A 22,103-nucleotide genomic window follows, 5' to 3' on the forward strand; every position below is an offset into this window, starting at 1 on the left:
AGATGATGTCGCTGACCCTTAAAGACATCGCCGTCTCCTATGCCGGGCTCGCCGCGCCCGTGCTCTCGGTTCCTGCCTTGCAGTTTGCAGCTGGGGAAAACGTGGCCGTGACAGGCGCCTCGGGCTCGGGCAAGAGCACCTTCGTCAATGTCGTCTCCGGCCTTGAGCATGTCCGCGTGGGTCGGATCGACTGGAGCGGAACCGATCTCGTTCGCCTTGCCGAGCATCGGCGCGACCGCTGGCGGGCCGAGCATGTCGGCCTCGTCATGCAGGATTTCCATCTTTTTCCCGGATTGTCGGCGCTCGACAACGTCCTGTTGCCTGCGCGGCTTGCCTCCGCGGCATCGTCCGCCGTCAAGCGTCGCGCACGCGACCTCCTTGCCGGCACGGGGCTCGAACGGCCCGGCCAGTCGGTCGAGACGATGTCGCGCGGCGAAATGCAGCGCGTTGCCATCGCCCGCGCGCTCGTGCGCGCACCGGGCATCGTCATCGCCGATGAACCGACGGCAAGTCTCGACGAGGAAAGCGGTCAGGTCATTGCCGACCTGCTGATCGGTCTGGCGGGTGCGGCCGGTGCCACACTCATCGTCGTGTCGCACGATCCTGCCCTCATTTCGCGCCTGCCGCGCCGGATCACGCTTGATCGCGGTCGGATCTCCAGTGACAGCAAGGCGGCTGTGATATGATCGGTTTCATCCTCGCGGACATCCGCCGCCACAAGGGCGGGACGATTGCCATCCTGCTGCTGGTCGCCTTCGCCGTGGCGCTCGCCGTCTCGGTGACGCTGCAGGAACGCGCGCTCCGGCTCGGCAGCGCCCGTGCGGCCAACGCGTTCGATCTGGTGATCGGAGCGGCGGGCAGCGAAACGCAGCTGGTCCTGTCCTCCGTCTTTCTTCAAGCAGCCCCCCTCCCGCTGATGGAGGGTGCCGTGCTTCAGCGTCTTGCGGCTGATCCGCGCGTGGCCTTTGCCGCCCCCATCGGCTTCGGCGATTCCTTTGCGGGCTATCCGCTGGTGGGCACATCGACCGCTCTCGTGGCGCATCTTTCGCCGCAACTGCAGGAGGGTGCGGGCTTCCGGCAAGAGGGTGATGCGGTGATCGGCTCGGCGGTCGATCTCTCCATCGGCGCGGTGATCAAGCCCATGCACGGCACCGCGGAAGAGGGCGGCCATACGCATACCGGCCTTGCCTATGCCGTCGTCGGCCGGATGAAGCCGACCGGCACGCCATGGGACCGGGCGATCCTCGTACCCATACAGGCCGTGTGGGAGCTGCACGGGATGGGGCATGACAAGGCCGGGCATGAGGAGGCTGGTCACGAAGAAACGGGCCACGCCGAAGCTGGCCATGCAGGTGGCGAGGATGAGCATAGCGCCAATGCCACGGCGCCGATCGACGAAGACTGGGCGGAACATTCGGCCGGTGTGCCGGCCGTTCTGGTCAAGCCGAAGACGATTGCCGACGCCTACAAGCTTCGCCAGGAATATCGCAGCGGCACGACGCTCGCCGTCTTTCCCGGTGAGGTGCTGACGCGGCTCTACGCGACGCTCGGGGATGCCAAAATTCTGCTGATGGCGGTGGCGATCGGCACGCAGGTTCTCATCGCGGCAGCGCTTTTGCTGGTCACCATCATGCATGTCGGGCAGCGCCGGCGGCAGATCGGCGCGCTGCGCGCCTTCGGTGCATCGCGCACCGTCGTGTTCCGGATCGTCTGGCTGCAGCTTTTCGCCATCAGCCTCGCCGGCATCCTCATCGGTTTCGGCCTCGGCTACCTCGTCTCGGACGTCATCGGTGGCATCGTCTCGCGGCAGAACGGCTTCACGATGCCCGTGACGTTCGCACGCGGAGACCTCGTCTTCGCAGCCTCCGTCACGGCTTTCGCGGCCGTCCTTGCCGTCGTGCCGGCCGTTCTCGCCTATCGCCAGTCGCCGGCCGCAGCCCTCAAGGGCTGAGACCCGCGGATCAGATCATCTCGAGCGCGAGAGCAATCCCCTGTCCGCCGCCGATGCAGAGCGTGACGATCCCCTTGGAAAGCCCGTTCCGCTTCATGCCGTGCAGCAGGCGGGTGACCAGGATGGCGCCCGTTGCGCCGATGGGATGGCCATGGGCGATGGCGCCGCCTTCGACATTGATAATGTCTTCCGGCAGGCCGAGTTCGCGCATCACGGCGATCGGAACGGCGGCGAAGGCCTCGTTGATTTCGATCCGTTCGATATCGCCGAGCTTCCAGCCGGCGCGTTTCAGTGCCAGCTTCACGGCGGGCACCGGCCCGAGACCGAACAGGCCCGGCTCCACTCCGGCCACGCCATAGCCGGCCAGCCGCGCCATCGGCACGAGGCCCTTTTTCTCGGCAAAGCTGCGCTCGGCAACGATGACGGCCGCCGCGGCACTGTTCAGCCCCGGCGCATTGCCGGCCGTGATCGTGCCGTCCGGGCGGAATGCGGGCTTCAGCCGCGCGAGGGTCTCGACCGTCGTTTCCGGTCGCGGTGCTTCGTCGCGACTAAAGCTCTCGGTGCCTTTGCGGCCCTTCACCTCGACCGACACGATCTCTTCTGCGAACACGCCGCTGTCCTGCGCGGCTGCAAAACGCTGCTGCGACCGCGCGGAGAACGCATCCTGGTCCTGACGGGTCATCTGCAGTTTTTCGACGAGGTCCTCCGTGTGCCAACCGGAATGCTGGCCGGAGAAAGCGTCGTTCAGGCCATCGGTCAGCATGCTGTCGAGGATCTGTGCCGGGTCCATGCGGTATCCCCAGCGTCCGCCATCCATCAGGTAGGGTGCGCGGTCCATATTCTCCATTCCGCCGGCGATCGCCGCCTTTGCGCCACCGGCCATGATCTCCATCGCCGTCGACAGGATCGCCTGGGCGCCCGATCCGCAGACGCGATTGACCGTCAATGCCGGCACAGAAACCGGCAAACCCCCGCCGATCGCGGCCTGCCGCGCCGGGTTCATGCGGTTACCCGCCTGGACGACGTTGCCCAAGACGACCGTATCGATGTCTTCGCCCGACAGGCCGGCGCGGCGCAGCGTCTCGGCGATGGCGATCGCGCCAAGTTCGGTTGCGGGCGTGTTCTTCAATGTGCCGTTATAGCCGCCGATGGCGGTTCGCACGGGAAAAGCGAGGATGATGTCGGGCTGGCTCATGGGGGCGTCCCTCCGGTTTGGAATGCATCGGTTGGTGGTCGCTGTCAGGCGGTCGTGGCGGGTCGCTCGAGCGGAAAGACGAGCAAGGTGGATGTCGCGCTGGCACAGAGGCGGCCGTCGCGATCCGTCAGCGTCGCCTCGGCAAAGGCCGCGCGCCGCCCTATGGAGAGAATGCGCCCTTCGGCGCGAACGGGACCACTCGCCTCCGTCAGCGGACGATGATAGGCGACCTTGAGTTCCAGCGTCGTATAGCCCTGGTCTGCCGCCAGCTTGGAATGGACAGCGCAGCCGCACGCGCTGTCGAGGAGCGTCGCGGCATATCCGCCATGCACCGATCCGATCGGGTTATAGACGCTGCGGTCGGGATTGCCCTCGAACACCGCCCGACCTTCTTCGATCTCGATCAGGACGAACCCCATCGTTTCGTTGATCGGCGGCGGGCTGTTGGCCACCATCAGAGCCTGCAACTGAGCAAGACCGGAAAGACCGGCCTGGTTATTCCTGAGGACGTCCATTGTTTCACCTCCTCCTAAAGGTGAGAAGACTTTAATATGACAAACATCATAAAACAAGGCGTCTGGCTGTTTGGCACGTCACGCCGCATTTTCCAACCTCGCGACTCCCCAAGCGAGATCCGTGCCTCGTCATCAAGGATCGTCTTGTCGCGGTGACGATGTTGTAAGAAATCTCGCTATTGTACTCCGTGTTCAAAGAATTTAACGGAGTCGGCCCAGGCTCCGGCAAGAAACGTACAGGTACCGATACAGCAGTATCTCATTTTCAGACAGTTCTTCGGATAAGGCGCCATCTTCGGTTGATCCAGCGGAGCTGGCATCCCGTTTTTAGGGTTAAAATATGGGCTTTGGGACATGGAGAATATCAGGCGCAAGCCATTGTTATAATGGAGTTAAACTACCATGGTAGATTGACTTTAATGATTGCTAACGCTAACGCTTGCGACACCTGACGCTATGTCGTCTCTTTAATTTCTGGACCTGCAGCCATGACGGATATCTACAAGAATTCTGCCCAGTCGATCGAGAACCGCGTTGCCGATCTTCTCGGCCGTATGAGCATCGAGGAGAAGATCGCGCAGATGCACGCCTTCTGGCTGCTGCTGTCGGAAGACGGCCGCCACGAGGTGCGCACCGATGCGTTTACCGGCGCTGATGATGCGGATCGACTGAAGGCGAAGCTGTCGTTCGGTCTCGGGCAGATCACGCGCCCTCTCGGCAGCCGCCCGGTCGATCCCGCTGCCGGTGTACGTGCCTTGAATCGGCTGCAGAAATTCCTCGTGGAAGAAACCCGGCTCGGCATTCCCGTCATTTCGCACGAAGAATGCCTGTCCGGCATCATGGCGCAGGGCGGCACGCTGTTTCCTTCGTCGCTGGCCTTCGGCGCGACGTTCGATCCCGCCCTCATCGAGGAGGTTGGCCGGGTCATCGGCGAGGAGGCCCGCTCCATCGGTTGCCGCCAGGGGCTGGCCCCCGTGCTGGACGTCGCCCGCGACGCGCGTTGGGGACGCACGGAAGAAACGTTCGGCGAGGATCCCTATCTCGTCGGGCTGCTGGCCTCCCGCTATGTCCGCGGCCTGCAGGGGCGCGACCGCGACTTCCTGGCGACGCTGAAGCACTATGCCGGGCACTCTCTGTCAGAGGGCGCGCGCAACCATGCGCCGGTCAATCTCGGCTGGCGGGAGCTGAACGACACATTCCTGCTGCCGTTCGAAATGGCCGTAAGGCTGGCGGACGCGGGATCGGTCATGCCCGCCTATCATGACATCGACGGCGAGCCGTGCCATGCCTCGCATCATCTGCTGACGAAAGTGCTGCGAGACGACTGGGGTTTCGACGGCCTGGTCGTCGCGGACTATATCGGCATAAGCCTGCTCTACAAGCATCACGGCGTGGCAGCCGATCCGGCGGAAGCCGCGGCGCTCGCCTTCAAGGCCGGCCTCGACGTGGAGCTGCCGGGCGACGACTGCGCCGCGCATCTGAAAGAGGCACTGGCGCGGGGGCTGATCGGGATCGATACCATCGATGAGATCGTGCGCCGTATCCTGACCGAGAAGATGCGCCTCGGCCTGTTCGAAAATCCCTATACGGACGAGGCCGGCATCGCGCTGCAGACCCCGGAGGCGATCGATGTCGCCCGTCGGGTTGCCCAGAAATCGGTCGTCATCCTCGCCAATGACGGCATTCTTCCGCTAGCGGAGACCAAGACCATTGCTCTGATCGGCCCGACGGCCGACGATCCGCTGGCGCTGCTCGGCGATTATTCCTTCCCCGTGCATCTGATCGTCAGCGATCTCAAGGACGCCGCGACGTCCGTGATCACGCCGCGGAGTGCCTTCGAGGCGCGGTTCGGAACTGAGCGTATCCGCTACGCCAAGGGCTGCCACATCCTCGAGGCCCGTCAGTCGGGCGCTCCTGTTTTTCCCGGCGACGTCCCCGACATGACGACGCTGTCGCAAACCTCTCCGGTCTCCACGAGCCTCGATCTCATTCCGGCGGCCGTCGAGGCCGCCCGACAGGCCGATGTGGCGATCGTCTGCGTCGGAGATCTCTCGGGCATTTTCCAGACGGGCACCGTCGGCGAGGGGTCAGATACCGATACGCTGGTGCTCCCGGGCGTTCAGCAGGCCTTGCTGGACGCGGTCGTGGAAACGGGAACGCCCGTGATCGTGGTCATCACCTCCGGCCGGCCCTATACGCTCGGCGGCCTGGAAGATCGTGTGGCCGCACAGGTCATGGCCTTCTTCGGCGGGCAGGAAGGCGGGGCGGCGCTTGCCGACGTGCTGACCGGCGTCGTCGAGCCCTCCGGTCGCCTGTCCATTTCCGTGCCGCGCAGCGGCGGCGCATCGCCCTATTTCTACAATCACAAGTTCAAAAGCTCGGGGACTCCGGTGGCCCGTCATTTCGGGAGCCGTTATCCCTTTGGGCACGGGCTCTCCTATACGGACTTCGTCTACGAGGACCTCACGCTCGACCGGGCCTCGGTGCAGAGCGAGGAGGGCAGCGTCGGCGTCTCCTTCACGCTGCGCAATGTGGGCCAGCGCGGGGGAACGGAGATCCCCCAGCTTTATGTCCGCGACCTCGTATGTTCGGTCGTCCGCCCGATCAAGGAGTTGAAGGCGTTCCGGCGCGTTTTCCTCGAGCCCGGCGAAAGCGCCTGCGTCACCTTCCGTGTCCCGACGGATATGTTCTCGTTCACGGGACAGGAGGGTTTCCGGATTGTCGAGCCGGGCATGTTCGAGCTGATGATCGGCTCTTCCAGCGCGGCCATTCATCTGCGCACCCAGATCGAGGTCACGGGTCCCGTGCGCCGCATCGAGGGCGACTGGAAGATGGTCAGCAGGGTCTTCGTCAGCCATCCCTGAGACAGGCAGCATGGTGGCGTGTGGCTAGCTAGTTTGCAATCGGCGGCTTTGAAGTCCAGACGAAAGCCGCGCCGGCAAGGAGCAGAATGCTCGTGCCGATGAAGACGACGGGCATGCCGATATGGCCGCCGATGAAGCCGCCGAGCAGGGGTCCCGCGACCTGGCCGACATATTGTGCGGAGACGGAGAGGCCGAGTGCGGTGCCGGCGGAGCGATCCGGCACGCCATGCCGGATGACGGCGGCGATGCAGGGGAGAAGGCCGCCCAGCGCCACGCCCATAAGAAAGCGCAGCAGGATCAGCTGCCAGGCGCTGGTGACGAAGGCCTGCGGTACGAGCAGGATGCCCGCCGCGACGAGCGCGCCGGCGATGACCGGCCATTGGCCGATGCGATCGGCAAGCCGTCCGAGCCGCGAGGCCGACAGGATACTGCCTAAGGCCGCCGCGGACATAACGAAGCCGGCCCCCAGGGTCACCGTGTCGGGCCTATCGACCAGCTGGGCGACATAGACTGTAATGATCGGCTCGATCGACATATTGGCGAGCATCAGCAACATGCCGGTGGCGAGCATCGCGATGACCGGTGCCTTGTCCGGTATCGCCGCCCAACCACCGCCGGCCTTCGCGGCTTGCCTGCGGCCGGGCACGGTCTCCTCCTTGATGAGGAATGTCGTCGCCAGAAAGGCCAGGAAGATGAGCCCGCCGGCCGCAAGGAAGGTGTTGCGAATGCCGATCAGCGGCGGCAGCACGCCTCCGATCAGCGGCCCCACGAGATTGCCGGCCATAATGCCGGAAGAGAGCATGCCCAGTGCCCAGGCTGAACGATCCCGCGGCGTCTGCGTGGCCACGAGAACCATGGAGCCTGAGGAATAGCCGCCGGCGAGCCCGACGAACAGCCGCAGGGCGACGAGTTGCCAGACGTTTTCGGCGACGCCCATCAGAGCGATGGCGACCGTCATGCCGAGGCTCGCCCTGACCAGCATCAGCTTTCGACCGTAGATATCGCCGAGGCGGCCCCAGAGCGGCGCGACCAGAGCCGCCGCAAAGAAGGTGGCGCCATAGGCAATTCCCGACCATTGCACGATGGCCGCGTGATCGCTGACGCCGAGCTCCTCGACGTAGAGCGGCAGGAAGGGCAGAAGCAGCGTCATGGCGACGATGGTGGTGAACGAGCCGGCGAGCGATACCGCAAGGTTTCGCTTCCAGTGGATCGAGCCGCCTGCAGCCGCATCCGGATTTGCGTCGGTCATCGTTCCCGCCTGTTTGAGGTGGGCATCCCCTAAGTCCGGCGCGTTGGTGCGTCAAGCGTGGTGCTTACTGGAAGCCGAGCCATCGCCAGTGCGGGGAAGATCCAATCCTTGAAGAGATACGCCTGCGGTATCAACCGTTCAGTTTCACTGGTTTCGGTCCACCATAGGCCCAGTCGAGCAGTTCCACGGTATGGACGATGGGGATGGCCGTTCCCGAGGCGATCTGGGTGAGGCAGCCAATGTTCCCCGCCGCGATCACGTCCGGCTTGGTCGCCTCGATGTTCTTCACCTTGCGTTGCTTGAGCGTGGCAGAGATTTCGGGCTGCAGGATGTTGTAGGTTCCAGCCGAGCCGCAGCAGAGATGGCCTTCCGCCGGATCGCGCACGGTGAAGCCGGCCGTCTTCAGGAGAAGCTTCGGCAGGGCCGTGATCTTCTGTCCGTGCTGTAGCGAGCAGGCGGAGTGATAGGCGACCACGAGATCGCGTTTCGGCAGGACTTCGAGGTCGAGCGTGGACAGGTATTCCGTGATGTCCTTTGCCAGCGCTGAGATCGTCGCGGCCTTTTCGGCGTAGAGCGGATCGAGGCGCAGCATGTGGCCATAGTCCTTGATGGTGGTGCCGCAGCCCGATGCCGTGATGAGGATGGCATCGAGCCCGCCTGCATCCACCTCGCGCATCCAGACGTCGATGTTGCGGCGGGCAAAATCGAGCGCCTGCAACTCGCGGCCCATGTGATGCACCAGCGCACCGCAGCAGCCTTCGCCCTTTGGCGTGGCCACGGCGATGCCGAGCCGGGTCAGCAGCCGCACCGTGGCTGCGTTGATGCCGGGATCGAGCGTCGGCTGGGCGCAGCCTTCCAGCAGGATGACGCGGCCGCGTGTGGGGGGAAGGGCGGCAGGAACGGTCGCGGCTGGTCGCTTGGCCGCCCGGCGCGGCGCGAGATCGAGCATGGCGGCGAGCGGGGCCAACGGTTTTATACGGCGCAGGAATGGGGCGAGTGGACGGGCGATCCGGGCGAGCGCCAATGCGGCGCGGAAGCGGGCGGGGTACGGCAGGATGGCAGCGAGCAGGCCGCGGATCATCCGGTCTGCGAGCGGGCGTCTGTAGGTCTGCTCGATGTGAACACGGGCATGGTCGATCAGGTGCATGTAATCGACGCCCGACGGACAGGTCGTCGTGCAGGCAAGGCAGGAGAGACAGCGATCGATATGCGTCACGACCTCGCGGTCGGCAGGGCGGTCGTTCTCGAGCATGTCCTTGATGAGGTAGATGCGCCCGCGCGGGCTGTCGAGCTCGTTGCCGAGCGTGACATAGGTCGGACAGGTGGCGGTGCAGAAGCCGCAATGGACGCAGCGTCGCAGGATTTTCTCGGATTCCGCCACATGCGGATCGGACAGCTGTTCGGGTGTGAAAGAGGTCTGCATCCGTCGCTATCCCGTCCTGTCTACTATCCGCATATTCGCCCCCGCGTCGGGTGTCATCCTGCCCGGAGAGAAGATGCCGGCCAGATCGAGTTTGGCCTTGATGCGCGCCGACAACGCCGCGATCGGCACCGGTTGCGGCTCGAACGCGGAGATCCCGGCCCGCTGAACGTCGGATGCGCGCATCAGCGTGGCGTGTCCGCCGCCGACGGCCGCAATGGTCCGGCGCAGGACATCGGCCTGCGGCTCGCCACCGATCTGCAACCAGACGAGCCCGCCCTGCCAGTCGTAGAGCGCATCGACATCGGCGTGCTGCCGGAGCGTCGCGATCAGCCGATGACCCGCGGTCGGTGCGACGGATACCCGCCAGAGGGGCCGATCCTGAAGCGCCTGCAAAGGCGTGACATCACGGATGGCGCGCCAGAGCCGGGTGCTTGCAGCCTGTTCCACCGTCGCGACCGGCGCAAACGCCGACAGCCTTGCGGCCAGCGAGGCGGCCCGCACGGTGACGGAAGCCGAAAGGCCCTCCAGTCGCAGAGCGGTCACGGCTCCCGTCTTCCCGACAGCATCCGGGAGCGTCTGCGCCAGTCCCTGCGGGATATGCGCCGCGCCGGAAACATCGGCCGGTTGCGCCATGGCCGCCGCCATCGCCCTCGTGGCCGTGGCATCGTCGAGGCCACAGAGCACGATGGTCGCCTCGCTCTCCGGCCGCGGCAGCACGCGGAACGTAACCTCCGTGACGAAGCCGAGCGTCCCGTGCGAGCCTGCCAGCAGCTTGACGAGATCGAGCCCCGTCACGTTCTTCATCACTCGTCCGCCGGCCCGGATCGCCTCGCCACGCCCGTTGACGAAGCGGATGCCCAGCAGGCTGTCGCGCGCCGCACCGGCAGACAGGCGGCGTGGGCCCGATGCGTTGGACAGGAACACGCCGCCAATGGTCGGTTCACCCTGCGTGCCCATGATGCCACGATGATCCAACGGCTCGAAGGCAAGCATCTGGTTGTTGGCGGAAAGGGCCGCCTCGATCTCGGAGAGCGTCGTGCCCGAGCGCGCCGTCATCACCATCTCGCCGGGCTCGTACGCCACAATGCCGGCGAGCCCGGTGGAACAGAGCACGACACCGGCTGAAACCCGGTTGCCGAGACCCGCGCGGGTATTACCGCCGATGAGGGAGAGGGCCGTTCCGTTGCTCGCGGCCTGCCGGATCAGGTCGCAGGCCTCTGCTTCACTCTGGGGATGATGGACATCGTTCATGCGTCGGGCCGTCCGTCGAGCGGGAAGACCTTGGACGGGTTCAACAGCCAGTCGGCGTCGAAGGCATAGCGCACGGCCATCTGCTGGGCGAGATCGGTGTCGGAGAACTGGAACCGCATCAGGTCGCGCTTCTCGATGCCCACGCCGTGCTCGCCGGTCAGGCAGCCGCCCACGTCCACGCACACCTTCAGGATCTCGTTGCCCGCCTGCTCGGCTTTGGCGGCTTCTGCCGGGTCGTTGGCGTCGAACAGGATCAGCGGATGCATGTTGCCGTCGCCGGCATGGAAGACGTTGGCGACGCGCAGACCGAGGCCGGTGCAGATCTCCCCCGTCCGCTGGAGCACATAGGAGAGCTTGCCGAGCGGCACCGTGCCGTCCATGCAGATATAGTCCGCGATGCGCCCGGTGGCGCCGAAGGCGGATTTGCGGCCTTTCCAGATCAGGGCGGCCTCGGTCGCGGACTGGCTTTCGCGCACCGTCATCACGCCGTGGCGACGGGCGATCGCGACGATGGCAGCCAGCATCGCCTCCATCTCGGCGTCCGACCCCTCGACTTCGATGATCAGCAGCGCGCCGACATACAAGGGATAGCCGGCCTTGGCGAAGGCCTCGCAGATCTCGATGGCTTGTTTGTCCATGAACTCGATGGCGACGGGGATGATGCCGGCGCCGATGACATCGGCAACGCAGGCGCCCGCCTCGCGCGATGTCGCGAAACCGAAGAGGACCGGCCGGGCACCTTCGGCCTTTGCGAGGATTCTTACCGTCGCCTCCGTCACGACGCCGAGCTGCCCTTCCGAACCGCAGACGAGGCCGAGAAGATCGTAGCCCGCCGCATCGAGATGGCTGCCGCCGAGCGTGATGACCGTGCCGTCCATCAGCACCATGGTCACCCCGAGCAGATTGTTCGTGGTCACGCCATATTTGAGGCAGTGCGCGCCGCCCGAGTTCATGCCGATATTGCCGCCGATGGTGCAGGCAAGCTGGGAGCTCGGATCCGGCGCATAGAAGAAGCCTTCCGGCCCGACGGTCTCCGAGATCGACAGGTTCGTTACGCCGGCCTGCACCCTCGCGACCCGGTTCTCGAGATCGACGTCCAGGATAGCGGACATGCGCGAGAGGCCGAGCACAACAGCATCCGGCTGCGGAATGGCGCCGCCGCAGAGCGAGGTTCCTGCCCCGCGCGGGACGACGGGAATGCCGTGGCGATTGCAATATTCGAGGACGGCGGACACCTCCTGCGTCGTTCGCGGCAGGGCAACGGCCAGCGGCAGCTGCCGGTAGGCGACATAGGCGTCCGTTTCGAACGGCACCAGCTCGCGCGCCTCATGCACCAGCCCACCCTCCGGCAGAAGGTCGGCAAGATCCGCGATAATCCTGGCCCGCTGCGACAGCACGTCGGCCCGCGGCGGCAGGAAGGCAATGGTTTGCGACACGGTCTCTCCTCCCCGTGGGTCATGCTCCTCGCATCAACTGTGCGACTATAAGCATCCCTGCGTCTTGCGCGAGCGGTAATGCGGGAGCCGGGATAAAAGAACCTGCCGCTTCAGCGGTCTTCGCCCGGTGCTTGTCCTTTTCTCTTTCTCGTGCGGCCGATCGTCTGCCGGGCCGACAGTCGCGCGAACAAGCCGTAAGGCGGCATCATGCCGGCGAGTTTGGCGATGTTGAGCTTTGGTTGGGAATAGATCGCCCTGGCATGGCTGAACGTCCTGAACCCGTCCCGCCCGTGATAGGCGCCTGTTCCCGATGGCCCGATGCCGCCGAAGGGCAGGTCGTCCGGCAGGGCGTGGAAGAGGACGTCGTTGATGGTGACGCCGCCGGAGATGGTCCGATCGATGACGTGCCGCTGCTCCTGCGCATCCGCGCCGAAGTAGTAGAGCGCCAACGGATGGCCCCGGCGACGGATCTGGGCGATCGCGTCCGCCATGTCCTCGAAGCGGCGGATGGGCAAGATCGGCCCGAAGATCTCCTCCTGCATCACGCGCATGTCGTCGGTCGCGCCGCGGATGAGGTGGAGCGGCATCTTGCGACCGTTTCCGGTGGAAAAATCCTCATTGGCGGGATTGACGACCTCCACACGTGCGCCTTTTGCACGGGCATCGTCCACAAGACCCGTCAGTCGCGCGACATGCCGGTCGCTGATGACCGAGGTGTAATCCGGATTGTCGAGGAGGGTCGGGTACATCCTGATAACCGCGGTCTTCAGCCCGGCAACGACAGCCTCCTCGTCCGCGTCTCGGACGAACAGGTAATCGGGCGCGAGGCAGACCTGTCCCGCATTGAGCATCTTGCCCAAAGCCACGCGTCCGGTCGCGCGCCCGATGTCGGCACCGCGCCCGACGATCACGGGCGACTTGCCGCCCAACTCCAGCGTGACGGGTACGAGATTGTCCGCGGCGGCGTGCAGGATGTGGCGGGCGATGCCGGTCGCGCCGGTGAAGATCAGGTGGTCGAAGGGGAGGCCGGCAAAGGCTTGACCGACCTCCGGGCCGCCGCTGACGAAGCGGAGTTCGTCTTCTGCGAAATACTGGCCCGCGACCGCTTCGAAGACGGCATTGGTTGCCGGCGTATACTCGCTGGTCTTGACCATGGCACGGTTGCCGGCCGCGAAGACGCCGGCCATGGGGGTCATGATGAGGTTGATCGGGAAGTTCCATGGCGCGATGATCCCGACGACACCCTTCGGCTGATATTCGACATGCGCCCGCGCGCCGAGCAGAGTGAGCGGAAACGGCAGCGGCCGGCGCTCCGGCTTCGACCAGGCGCGCAGATGCCTGGCGGCGTGGTCGAGCGCCCCGATCGAAACGGCGATGTCGGTCAGCATCGACTGCTCGATGCTCCGATGCCCGAAATCCTCCGAAAGCGCTGCGCAGAAGGCCTTGGCATTGTCGCGGATCATCGATGCGGCGCGCTTCAGGCGGTCGATGCGGATGGCGGGCGGCTCGGGCAGGGCGGCCGTGAAGGCCCGGCGTTGGGCCGAGAGAATGGCGTGAAGATCGGTCATGTCGTTTCCGACCTCCCTGTGCGCAGGATCAGGTCTGCGGCGCGCTCGCCGATCATGGCGCTTGGGGCCTGGGTATTGCCGCTGACGATCGTCGGCATGATCGAGGCGTCGGCGATGCGCAGACCGTTGACCCCGCGCACACGGAGTTCCGGATCGACCACGGATGCCGCATCGCTGCCCATCCGGCAGGTGCCGACGGGATGGTAGATCGTATCGGCATGGGCCCGGATGCTTGCCTCGATGGCCGCATCGTCCTGCGGGTCGAGGGCGCGGAAGGGGCGGCCTTTGTACCGCTCCAGAGCGTGCTGCCGGAGGATCTGCTCGGCGATGCGCACCCCTTTGACCAGCGTCTGCAGGTCGCCGGCATCCGAGAGATAGCGGGGGTCGATGAGAGGCGCGCTTGCCGGATCGGCGTTCGCCAGCCGCACGGTGCCACGGCTCGCAGGGCGCAGGACGCAGACATGGAGGGAGATGCCGGTCTTCAGGATGATGCGGCGCGCGTGGTTTTCGACGAGGCCGATGGTAAAGTGAAACTGGAGATCGGGCCGATCGACGGATGGCGAGGACCGCACGAAGCCGCCGGCCTCGGCGAAGTTGCTGGAGAGGCTTCCGCGCTTGCCCTGAAGATAGGGCAGGACCCCGCGAAGGAGCGGGATCGAGCCGATGGGCGTCGTTCCGATGACGCCGCCGCCGCGCACGAGCCGGCTGCTGATATGGTCGAGGTGGTCCTGCAGATTGGCACCCACCTCGTTTCGGTCCGCAACGATGCCGATGCCGTGCCGGCGCAGATGCTCCGCCGGGCCGATGCCCGAGAGCATGAGGAGTTGGGGGGTGCCGAAGGCACCACCGGCCAGCACGACCTCTCCTCGTGCTGTGAGGGTGCGCGTCCTTCTGTGATGGCGGACCTCCACGCCGGTCGCCCTGTTCTTCTCGAATGTCAGGCGGAGCGCCTGCGTATCGGAAAGAAGCGTGAGGTTCGGGTGCGGCCGTGTGTGGATGTAGGCGGAGCCGGCGTCGAAGCGGCGACCTGCCTTCTGGAAAAGCTGGTAGGTGCCGAACCCTTCCTGCGTCCGTCCGTTGAAATCGCTGTTCAGCGGATAGCCGGCCTGTCTCGCCGCGGTGATGAAATCGCCGGTCAGCGCGACATCCGTCCAGAGGTCGTCCACGTGCAGTGGTCCTCCCGTTCCGTGGAACGTGTCCGCGCCGCGACGATTGTCCTCAGCACGCAGGAACAGCGGCAGCACATCGCCCCAGCCCCAGCCGGTGCATCCGGCCGCCGCCCAGCCATCATAGTCTTCGGCCTGTCCGCGAATGTAGATCATCGCATTGATGAGGCTGCTGCCCCCGACGCCGCGGCCGCGTGGCTGGAAGCCGCAGCGATCGTTCAACTCCCGTTGCGGAACGGTCTCATAGGCGTAGTTGTGGCGATTGCGGCGGCCGACGAGACCGACAATACCGGCCGGAGTCGAGACCAGTGCGTTTCCCTTTGCCGGTCCCGTTTCCACCAGCGCGATACGCCAGTCGGGCCGGGCCTCGGCAATGCGGGCCGCCGTCGCGCAGCCTCCCGGCCCGGCGCCGATGACGATGATATCGAAGACGTCCTCGCTCATGCCGGCACCCGCGCGACAGCGGTTGGGCCATGCGCCTTGCCGCACAAGCCTGCTACAGACGCCACACTCCCGTAAATCCCTCCCATCACGATCTCCCATTCGTGACCGCTTATTTAGCGGTATCGATAAGCTGGACGACCGTCCCATTTTTGTCAAGCGCTGCCTCGACGGCGGGGGAGGGTGGGATTACAGCTGATCGCATGACACGCATAAAGACGGAAAATCCGCATAGCGGACACAAGACGGCGAAGGGGCTGCAACGCAAGACGGAGCTTGCCGATCAGGCCTTGCGGAGCCTTTCGACGCAGAGCTATGCGCGCACGTCGCTGCGCGATATCGCGGCTGCGGCCGATATCAATCTCGGACGTCTCCACTATTATTTCGGCGACAAGAGCGAGTTGATCGTCTTCACGGTCCGGCGTTTCAAGCAGACCTTCATCGCCCGGCTTGCCGATATCATTGTCGACAGGCATTCGGTGGAGGAGGCGATCGAAGCGCTGGTGGAGAGCGCCATGACATCCACCGCCATGCACCGCTTCTGGTACGACCTGCGCAACCAGTCCCTGTTCGAGCCGAAATACCAGGCTGTCGTGACGGAGATCGAGCACGACCTGAAGGGCATGACCGGAACCGTTCTCCGGCTGATTGATCCGACGCGTGACCCCGAGCCGTTTCAGGAGCTGGCCTATGTGACGCTCGACGGCATCTTCTTTCAAGGCATTCAGGCGGTGACGTTCGGCGACGAAGGTGTTCGCGAGCGCATGACGCAGGCGCTCTTCGCCGTGGTCATGGCCTACCGGGCAGCCGGCACTGCCGCGCTGCAGGAGTCATTCACCGATCCGTGAGACTTGCAGGGCTGGAGAGGGCCAGTGCCCTATCCGCAGAAGCCGTTGAGCTTGAGGATCTTGTGCGCCTCGATCGTCGCCTGAAGCTCCGCCTCCGACGCCCGGTTTCCGGCGTTACTATCCGGGTGGTGCAGCTTGATGCGTTCCTTGTAGCGCCGGTTGATCTGGTCCGGCGTGGCATCGTGGGCAAGCCCCAGGGTTTCGAAGGCCTTCGCCTCGAGCACCTTCAGTTTTCGCGCCTGTGCCTCCCGCTTCTGCATCAGGCGTTCGGCCGCACTTTTCCGGGCGTTCAGCGACTTTGCCGAGCCCGAGCGCACGGTGAACGGCATCGGCAGCTCGGTCGCTTCCACGATCGGCTTGCCGAAGCTCGGACGCGCGCCGCTGATCGCTTCGCGCTGGTAGCGCGCAACGGCCGGGTCGGAGAGGTCCGGCGAAAAGTTGTAGCCCTTGTTGTACTCCTTGATGTGGTCGAGACAGAACATCAGGAACAGGCCTTCGCCTCCCATGCCCACCGGCGCGCGATGCGTACCGACCTTTTCGCACCCATGCCATTGACACTGCGGCCCCGTGGGGGCCTCAGCGGCTTTGGACTTCTTCTTGGCAGACTTGAGGCCAACGAAAATACGTGAATCAGACATGCACGGCTTATGCGATCAGATGCGCGATCTCGCAAGACCGCTTTGCATGGTGATGATCATTCTGTGTATGAGGCACGCATCACATTTCAGAAAACAGGCAGCAGACGCTCGCTTTTGCCGCCTACGCCTTGCTTCCGGCGAGAAGCGGCTTGAAGGCCTGAAGGAGCAGGATGACGATACCGCCGAGGATGGCGCCGAAGATCGCCTGCATCAGGGTCGCCACCAGCCAGTGAACGACTTGTGGCAGGACGGGGATGAGCATGACCGCGAAGCCCGCGGCACCTTCGACGATATGTTCCGGCTGGTGCAGCCCGAATTCGGCAAGGCCGTGAATGACGATGCTGCCGCCGACCCAGAGCATGGCGGCGGTTCCCACGATCGCGAGGATCTGCAGGAAGACCGGAACGCCCTTGACGAGAGCATGCCCGATCGTCTTGCCGATGCCCCCGCCCGTCGCCACCAGATGGAGGCCGATATCGTCGGCTTTGACGATGAACGCGACCACGCCATAGACGGCAACCGTGATGAGAATGCCGACGGCGGCGAGGACTGCGACCTGTGTCGCGAAGTTGGAGGTGGACACGCCGGCAAGCGTCAGCGCCATGATTTCGGCAGAGAGGATGAAATCCGTACGAATGGCGCCTGCGACCTTCTGCTCTTCGAGCGTAGCCGGATCGACGGTCGCGGCAGCGGCCGCGTCGGCGTGGCCGTGGCCCGACAGGGCAGAGTGGATTTTCTCGGCGCCCTCGAAGCAGAGATAGGTGCCGCCGATCATCAGCAGCGGCGTGATCAGCCACGGCACGAACGCACCCATGAGCAGGCAGGCCGGCAGCAGGAAGACGAGCTTGTTGCGCAGCGACCCCTTGGCGATCCGCCAGATGATCGGCAGTTCGCGGCTTGGCGATAGCCCGACGACATAGGTCGGCGTCACCGCGGTATCGTCGATGACGACGCCAGCAGCCTTGATGCTGGCCTTTGCCGTTTGCGCGCCGACATCGTCGAGGGACGCGGCCGCGAGCTTCGCAATGGCCGCGATGTCATCCAGTAGCGCTATCAAGCCTGTCGCCAACGCAACATCCTTTCAGGTCCGATGCCGGGCAAGCCGTCGCATCGCAATGGTCGTGTTCTCGAATTCGTCTTGCAGCGTCATCCGTCGCGCACGGCAGACAGGGCCGCAAGACGGCTCCCAAGTCAATGCGTTTGAACGATAATATACAAAGGGGCGGAGGCGTGCCGACGTGCCGTTTGCGATGCGCGACAGGCGTCATTCTGCTGACACGGAAAAGGCGGTAGAATGCGCTTTTGCCAAACCCATTCTGTCCGTCACGGAGCCTCCATGAATATCAACGACCCAGCCCAGCTCGCGCGCATCAAGGCGGAAATTGTCGACAGTTTCGACGAGGAACTGGAAATGCAGATGGAGGAGGATCGTCTGGACGATCTCTTCGAGGAAGGCACGGACCCGACGGCCGAACCGCTTCTCGACCGCAAGGTCTATTTCCAGGAGCTTTTCCGTCTCCAGCACGAACTCGTCCGCTTGCAGGATTGGGTCCAGCACAAGAAGCTCAAGGTCGTCGTGCTGTTCGAGGGTCGCGACTCCGCCGGCAAGGGCGGTGCCATCAAGCGGGTGACCCAGCGGCTCAATCCGCGCGTCTGCCGCGTGGTCGCGCTGCCGGCGCCGTCCGAGCGCGAACGCCACCAGTGGTATTTCCAGCGTTACGTCCAGCACCTGCCCACGGCCGGCGAAATCGTTCTGTTCGACCGCAGCTGGTACAATCGCGCCGGTGTCGAGCGGGTGATGGGGTTCTGCACCCCTGACGAGCTGGAAGAGTTCTTCCAGTCCGTGCCGCAGTTCGAAAACATGCTCGTGCGCTCCGGCATCATCCTGATCAAATACTGGTTCTCGATCACCGATGAAGAGCAGGCTTTCCGTTTCAACATGCGGATCCGGGATCCGTTAAAGCAGTGGAAACTGTCCCCGATGGATCTGGAAAGCCGCATTCACTGGGAATCCTACACCAAGGCCAAGGAGGACATGCTGGAGCGCACGCACCGCCCGGAAACGCCCTGGTGGGTGGTCGATGCCGTGGACAAGCGCAAGGCGCGCCTGAACTGCATCTCGCATCTCCTGCAGCAGATCCCTTACGAGGACGTTCCGAAGCCCTCCGTTCAGCTGCCGGACCGCGCGCGCCACGCCGACTACTACCGCAAGCCTGTCCCGGCGGACATGTACGTGCCGGATGTCTATAACGCCACGCCCGAAGCTGGAGTGCCCCGCCGTGTCGCGAAGAGCGGCCAGTAAGCGTTGCGGAATCTGACAAACGCTCGGCAGGTTGGCGAGAGGAGCACGTCGAATGCTCGTCTCGCCACAGCCGGGTTATTGCACGGCCTCGATAATGGCCGCCCGAGCGTCTACTTGAAAGCCTTTTCCAGGAAGGTGACCAGCGAAGGCCGCCAGACGTCCATCTCGTGCTGGAGGTCCTTGTATTCGTGGTATTCGTGGACGATCTTCTTCTCGTCCAGCGTCTTCTTCAGGCCGGCGATATCCTTGCCCGTGACCGTGTCTTTTGACCCGACCGTCACGGTGAAGTTCCGCAGCGCCTTGTTGATCGTGTCCGGCGCGTTCAGCGCCCCATCGACCGCCTTGTTGGGGACCGTCGTGGTGGAAACGCCGCTGAAGGTCGCGACCCAGCCGAAGGTGCCGAGATGCGAGAGACCGGAGACCAGCGCCTGATACCCCCCTTGCGACAGCCCGACGACGGCGCGGCCGTCGGCATCCGTGCGCACGCGGTAGGTTTTCTCCATGTAGGGAATGAGATCCTCGATCAGCTCGCGGTCGATGGCGTCGGCGTTGATCGGATAGAAGTCCTTGCGGCGCTGGGCCGCCGGAAAGTTCTCGGCGACCGCCTCGGGAATGTCGGCCTCCGTATCGGGGATGACGACGATCATCGGCTTGATTTTGTGTTCGGCCAGCAGATTGTCGAGAATCTGGGGTGTGCGCCCCTGGGTGACCCATGAGTCCACCGTGTCGCCGAACCCGTGATAGAGATAGACGACGGGCAGAGGTTCCGCGGTATCCGTATAGCCGGGCGGTGTGTAGACATGCATCTGGCGCTGGGATTTCAGCGCCGTGGATGACAGCGTCACCAGACGCAGGTCGCCGTGCGGCACATCGCGTGTGTCGAGAATGCTGCCGGGCACGAGAACGAGGCTCGTGTTCACCTGTCGTTGTGGCTTGGGCTGATGGTAGCCGGGATCGATGCTGCGAAAGCCGTCGATGTTGAAGTAATATTCATAGAGGTTCGGCGTGAGAACGTGGCTCTTCGCCGTCCAGACACCGTCCTCGCCACGGGTCATCATCATCGGCTCACGCTGGCCGAGCACGACGGCAACCGATTTGGCGGCCGGGGCAAAGAGCCGGAAGGTGATCGATTTATCCGTTTCGACCGACGTCACGAATGCCTTTAGCGGTTTGTCGGCCGGCGGGGAGGCGGGCGGTTCAAGAGCGAAAGCGGGCACGCTTATCATGATAGCTGCCACGCAGCCTGCCGCGAAGAGCGCGGGCAACAGTTTGAACATGATGAATTCCTCCACATTGCATCAACCTCATCCCGTCAGGAAGCTACACCCGTGCGGCCCGTTTTCAACAGCCATTTCGTAAGTTCTTCATAGCACTTCCGTTTTCCGTCTGCCGGCGCGAAGGTTCTTCTGCAAATGGAGATGGCCGGGCGGCGATCGAGCCCTATCTCCGCTGCTCCGACGGTGTAGGGAATGTGAGAGGCGATGCAGACACTTCTGGTGGAACGGCAGACCTGTTGGCGGGTTGCCCGTGCGGACCGGCTTTCGGTCATCGTCGATGCCGAGGCCTTTTTTCGTCATGCCCGGCAGGCGATGATGAAAGCAAAAAAGTCGATCGTGCTGATCGGCTGGGATTTCGATACGCGTATCGATCTCGTGCCGGGCAAGAGCACGGATGGATCTCCCGACAAGCTCGGACGCTTTCTGAACTGGCTGGCAGAGCGCAACAATGCTCTGAACATTCGCATCCTCAAATGGGACATGGGCCTGTTTGCTTCCCTCGTCCGGGGAGAGACGCCGGTCTACATGCTCGGCTGGTTGTTTTCCGATCGCGTCAGTTTGAAGCTCGACAGTGCCCATCCGCCCTTGTCGGCGCATCATATGAAGCTTCTCGTCATTGACGACGAGGTCGCCTTCTGCGGCGGCATCGACATGACGGTCGGGCGGTGGGATACTTCTGAGCATCTGGAAAAGGACAAGCGCCGCCGCTCGCCGCTGGGGTTTACACAGGAGCCTTGGCACGACGCGACGACGTGCTTCTCCGGCAAGGCTGCCGCAGCTCTTGCCGAACTCGCGCGCGCCCGCTGGCAGGAAGCGACGGGCGATACGCTGGAGCCGATCGAGAGCGGATCGGACGCTTGGCCGGACGATCTCACCGTCGATTTCCGCGATATCGATGTCGGCATCGCCCGCACGCTGCCGCAATATGACGAGCGCCAGCAGGTCGTGGAAATCGAGACCGCAACGCTCGCCATCATCGCCGCCGCGCGCGAGACGCTCTACATCGAAAGCCAGTATTTCGCCTCGCGCCGCATCGCCGAGGCCTTGGCCAAGCGTCTGGAAGAATCGGACGGACCGGAGATTGTAGTCGTCAATCCGGAAGGGGCGAACGGGTGGCTGGAAGCCAAAGCCATGGACTCCGCCCGCATCCGGCTCATGAAGCTGGTTCGCGATGCCGACCGTTTCGACAGGTTCCGCATCCTCTATCCCGTCAACGATGCCGACACGCCGATCTACGTTCACGCCAAGATCATGATCGCCGACGACCGGATCCTGAAGCTCGGTTCAGCCAATCTCAACAACCGGTCGATGGGCTACGATACGGAATGCGACGTGCTGATCGAGGCCCGCCCCGACCAACCGGAGATGGCGCAGAAGATCGCCGCATGCCGAAACGCGCTCATCGGCGAACATCTCGGGCACAGCGAGGACGAGGTGGCTGCCGCGATCGCGGAGCAGGGATCGCTGGTGAAAGCCATCGAGGTGTTGACAGCAGAAACGGGACGTCGATTGGTGCCCGTGGCGATGCGCGACCTCACCGCGGCGGAAGACCTGATGGCGGAATCGGACATGGCCGACCCCGAACGCCCGGCCGGCGTCAAATACCGGACATCCAGCTTTCTGAAGCGGCGGTTTCACAGGTCCTGACGGCTCCCTGCGACGACCGTTCCATCTCGGCGTTCCCCGCCGAGACTTCGTGCCGCCTACATCTCCGACATGTCGTCCAGCAGATTCTGGGCGAGTTCGCTGATGGCGACCTCCGCCTCCTCCAGTCCCCAGCCGACCTTTTCCGCTTCCTTCGCCAGACGCTGGAACGGGGGCGGAAGGCGGCCGGAGGCGGTCTCCACGATGTTATCCGGCGTCAGCCCCTTGGCGATGTCGAGGAACGTCTGCTCGACGGCCTCCTGGCAGGCGATGTCCCGGTCCGGATACGGGCCTGATCCGCGCGGTTTGTTCAGTAGCAGCATGTCGTTTCGCTC

The 22,103-nt window shown here is 64.3% G+C and carries 18 protein-coding genes; 6 read left to right on the forward strand and 12 right to left on the reverse strand.

The window, feature by feature from the left end; all coding sequences use genetic code 11:
- Positions 1-2 precede the first annotated feature (2 nt).
- On the forward strand, positions 3-686 hold the full coding sequence (locus tag G8E10_RS16185; RefSeq protein WP_110801375.1) for an ABC transporter ATP-binding protein: 684 nt from the start codon (positions 3-5) through the stop codon (positions 684-686).
- Positions 683-1,951 (forward strand): ABC transporter permease, encoded by a 1,269-nt coding sequence (locus G8E10_RS16190; RefSeq protein ID WP_110801374.1) that lies wholly within the window; start codon positions 683-685, stop codon positions 1,949-1,951. The genes G8E10_RS16185 and G8E10_RS16190 overlap by 4 nt, the downstream gene beginning before the upstream one ends.
- 10 nt (positions 1,952-1,961) lie before the next feature.
- On the opposite strand, the gene G8E10_RS16195 is transcribed toward G8E10_RS16190, so the two are convergent.
- Both G8E10_RS16195 and G8E10_RS16200 read right to left on the reverse strand, forming a co-directional pair.
- Positions 1,962-3,146 (reverse strand): thiolase family protein, encoded by a 1,185-nt coding sequence (locus G8E10_RS16195; RefSeq protein ID WP_167129992.1) that lies wholly within the window; start codon positions 3,144-3,146, stop codon positions 1,962-1,964.
- A 44-nt stretch (positions 3,147-3,190) separates the two neighbouring features.
- Entirely contained in the window at positions 3,191-3,661 is a 471-nt protein-coding gene (locus G8E10_RS16200) for a PaaI family thioesterase (RefSeq protein ID WP_110801372.1), read from the reverse strand.
- A 488-nt stretch (positions 3,662-4,149) separates the two neighbouring features.
- Here G8E10_RS16200 and G8E10_RS16205 point away from each other — a divergent pair, with 488 nt between their 5' ends.
- On the forward strand, positions 4,150-6,525 hold the full coding sequence (locus G8E10_RS16205; RefSeq protein WP_110801371.1) for a glycoside hydrolase family 3 N-terminal domain-containing protein: 2,376 nt from the start codon (positions 4,150-4,152) through the stop codon (positions 6,523-6,525).
- Positions 6,526-6,553: 28 nt separating this feature from the next.
- Here G8E10_RS16205 and G8E10_RS16210 read toward each other — a convergent pair whose 3' ends face one another.
- The 6 genes from G8E10_RS16210 to G8E10_RS16235 form a co-directional block, all read right to left on the reverse strand.
- A complete protein-coding gene (locus G8E10_RS16210) occupies positions 6,554-7,774 on the reverse strand; it encodes an MFS transporter (protein WP_110801370.1) in 1,221 nt (406 codons plus the stop codon).
- Between the two features lie 130 nt (positions 7,775-7,904).
- Positions 7,905-9,197 carry a glycolate oxidase subunit GlcF gene (gene glcF / locus G8E10_RS16215; RefSeq protein ID WP_110801369.1) on the reverse strand — a complete coding sequence of 431 codons (1,293 nt, stop codon included), beginning with the start codon at positions 9,195-9,197 and terminating at the stop codon, positions 7,905-7,907.
- Positions 9,198-9,203: 6 nt separating this feature from the next.
- Positions 9,204-10,448 (reverse strand): glycolate oxidase subunit GlcE, encoded by a 1,245-nt coding sequence (glcE, locus tag G8E10_RS16220; protein WP_110801368.1) that lies wholly within the window; start codon positions 10,446-10,448, stop codon positions 9,204-9,206.
- Positions 10,445-11,884, reverse strand: a complete 1,440-nt coding sequence (locus tag G8E10_RS16225; protein WP_110801367.1) for an FAD-linked oxidase C-terminal domain-containing protein — start codon at positions 11,882-11,884, stop codon at positions 10,445-10,447. The genes glcE and G8E10_RS16225 overlap by 4 nt, the downstream gene beginning before the upstream one ends.
- A 110-nt stretch (positions 11,885-11,994) precedes the next feature.
- Positions 11,995-13,452 (reverse strand): coniferyl aldehyde dehydrogenase, encoded by a 1,458-nt coding sequence (locus G8E10_RS16230; protein ID WP_110801366.1) that lies wholly within the window; start codon positions 13,450-13,452, stop codon positions 11,995-11,997.
- Entirely contained in the window at positions 13,449-15,062 is a 1,614-nt protein-coding gene (locus G8E10_RS16235) for a GMC family oxidoreductase (RefSeq protein ID WP_110801365.1), read from the reverse strand. The genes G8E10_RS16230 and G8E10_RS16235 overlap by 4 nt, the downstream gene beginning before the upstream one ends.
- 200 nt (positions 15,063-15,262) lie before the next feature.
- Here G8E10_RS16235 and G8E10_RS16240 point away from each other — a divergent pair, with 200 nt between their 5' ends.
- The gene (locus G8E10_RS16240) at positions 15,263-15,907 is read left to right on the forward strand and encodes a TetR/AcrR family transcriptional regulator (RefSeq protein ID WP_165910694.1); all 645 of its coding nucleotides are present in this window, start codon (positions 15,263-15,265) and stop codon (positions 15,905-15,907) included.
- 29 nt (positions 15,908-15,936) lie between these two features.
- On the opposite strand, the gene G8E10_RS16245 is transcribed toward G8E10_RS16240, so the two are convergent.
- Both G8E10_RS16245 and G8E10_RS16250 read right to left on the reverse strand, forming a co-directional pair.
- Positions 15,937-16,545, reverse strand: a complete 609-nt coding sequence (locus G8E10_RS16245) for a J domain-containing protein (protein ID WP_110801363.1) — start codon at positions 16,543-16,545, stop codon at positions 15,937-15,939.
- 121 nt (positions 16,546-16,666) lie between these two features.
- Positions 16,667-17,614 (reverse strand): DUF808 domain-containing protein, encoded by a 948-nt coding sequence (locus G8E10_RS16250; RefSeq protein WP_110801362.1) that lies wholly within the window; start codon positions 17,612-17,614, stop codon positions 16,667-16,669.
- Between the two features lie 267 nt (positions 17,615-17,881).
- On the opposite strand from G8E10_RS16250, the gene ppk2 reads away from it, so the two are divergent.
- Positions 17,882-18,847, forward strand: coding sequence for a polyphosphate kinase 2 (gene ppk2 / locus G8E10_RS16255; protein ID WP_110801361.1), 966 nt, complete (start codon positions 17,882-17,884; stop codon positions 18,845-18,847).
- 110 nt (positions 18,848-18,957) lie between these two features.
- On the opposite strand, the gene G8E10_RS16260 is transcribed toward ppk2, so the two are convergent.
- Complete coding sequence (locus tag G8E10_RS16260) at positions 18,958-20,124, reverse strand: esterase (protein WP_110801476.1); 1,167 nt, start codon at positions 20,122-20,124, stop codon at positions 18,958-18,960.
- Between the two features lie 204 nt (positions 20,125-20,328).
- Between G8E10_RS16260 and G8E10_RS16265 the strand changes: the two genes are divergently transcribed.
- Complete coding sequence (locus G8E10_RS16265) at positions 20,329-21,771, forward strand: phospholipase D-like domain-containing protein (RefSeq protein ID WP_110801360.1); 1,443 nt, start codon at positions 20,329-20,331, stop codon at positions 21,769-21,771.
- Between the two features lie 56 nt (positions 21,772-21,827).
- Here G8E10_RS16265 and G8E10_RS16270 read toward each other — a convergent pair whose 3' ends face one another.
- Entirely contained in the window at positions 21,828-22,091 is a 264-nt protein-coding gene (locus G8E10_RS16270; protein ID WP_110801359.1) for a hypothetical protein, read from the reverse strand.
- Positions 22,092-22,103 lie beyond the last annotated feature (12 nt).

The sequence above is a fragment of the Ferranicluibacter rubi genome (assembly GCF_011603255.1).
Classification (GTDB): Bacteria; Pseudomonadota; Alphaproteobacteria; order Rhizobiales; family Rhizobiaceae; genus Ferranicluibacter; species Ferranicluibacter rubi.

Coding starts and splice junctions, on each gene's coding strand:
- G8E10_RS16185 (WP_110801375.1), top strand. CDS start 3: ATGATGTCGCTGACCCTTAAAGACATCGCCGTCTCCTATGCCGGGCTC.
- G8E10_RS16190 (WP_110801374.1), top strand. CDS start 683: ATGATCGGTTTCATCCTCGCGGACATCCGCCGCCACAAGGGCGGGACG.
- G8E10_RS16195 (WP_167129992.1), bottom strand. CDS start 3,146: ATGAGCCAGCCCGACATCATCCTCGCTTTTCCCGTGCGAACCGCCATC.
- G8E10_RS16200 (WP_110801372.1), bottom strand. CDS start 3,661: ATGGACGTCCTCAGGAATAACCAGGCCGGTCTTTCCGGTCTTGCTCAG.
- G8E10_RS16205 (WP_110801371.1), top strand. CDS start 4,150: ATGACGGATATCTACAAGAATTCTGCCCAGTCGATCGAGAACCGCGTT.
- G8E10_RS16210 (WP_110801370.1), bottom strand. CDS start 7,774: ATGACCGACGCAAATCCGGATGCGGCTGCAGGCGGCTCGATCCACTGG.
- glcF (WP_110801369.1), bottom strand. CDS start 9,197: ATGCAGACCTCTTTCACACCCGAACAGCTGTCCGATCCGCATGTGGCG.
- glcE (WP_110801368.1), bottom strand. CDS start 10,448: ATGAACGATGTCCATCATCCCCAGAGTGAAGCAGAGGCCTGCGACCTG.
- G8E10_RS16230 (WP_110801366.1), bottom strand. CDS start 13,452: ATGACCGATCTTCACGCCATTCTCTCGGCCCAACGCCGGGCCTTCACG.
- G8E10_RS16235 (WP_110801365.1), bottom strand. CDS start 15,062: ATGAGCGAGGACGTCTTCGATATCATCGTCATCGGCGCCGGGCCGGGA.
- G8E10_RS16240 (WP_165910694.1), top strand. CDS start 15,263: ATGACACGCATAAAGACGGAAAATCCGCATAGCGGACACAAGACGGCG.
- G8E10_RS16245 (WP_110801363.1), bottom strand. CDS start 16,545: ATGTCTGATTCACGTATTTTCGTTGGCCTCAAGTCTGCCAAGAAGAAG.
- ppk2 (WP_110801361.1), top strand. CDS start 17,882: ATGAATATCAACGACCCAGCCCAGCTCGCGCGCATCAAGGCGGAAATT.
- G8E10_RS16260 (WP_110801476.1), bottom strand. CDS start 20,124: ATGTTCAAACTGTTGCCCGCGCTCTTCGCGGCAGGCTGCGTGGCAGCT.
- G8E10_RS16265 (WP_110801360.1), top strand. CDS start 20,329: ATGCAGACACTTCTGGTGGAACGGCAGACCTGTTGGCGGGTTGCCCGT.
- G8E10_RS16270 (WP_110801359.1), bottom strand. CDS start 22,091: ATGCTGCTACTGAACAAACCGCGCGGATCAGGCCCGTATCCGGACCGG.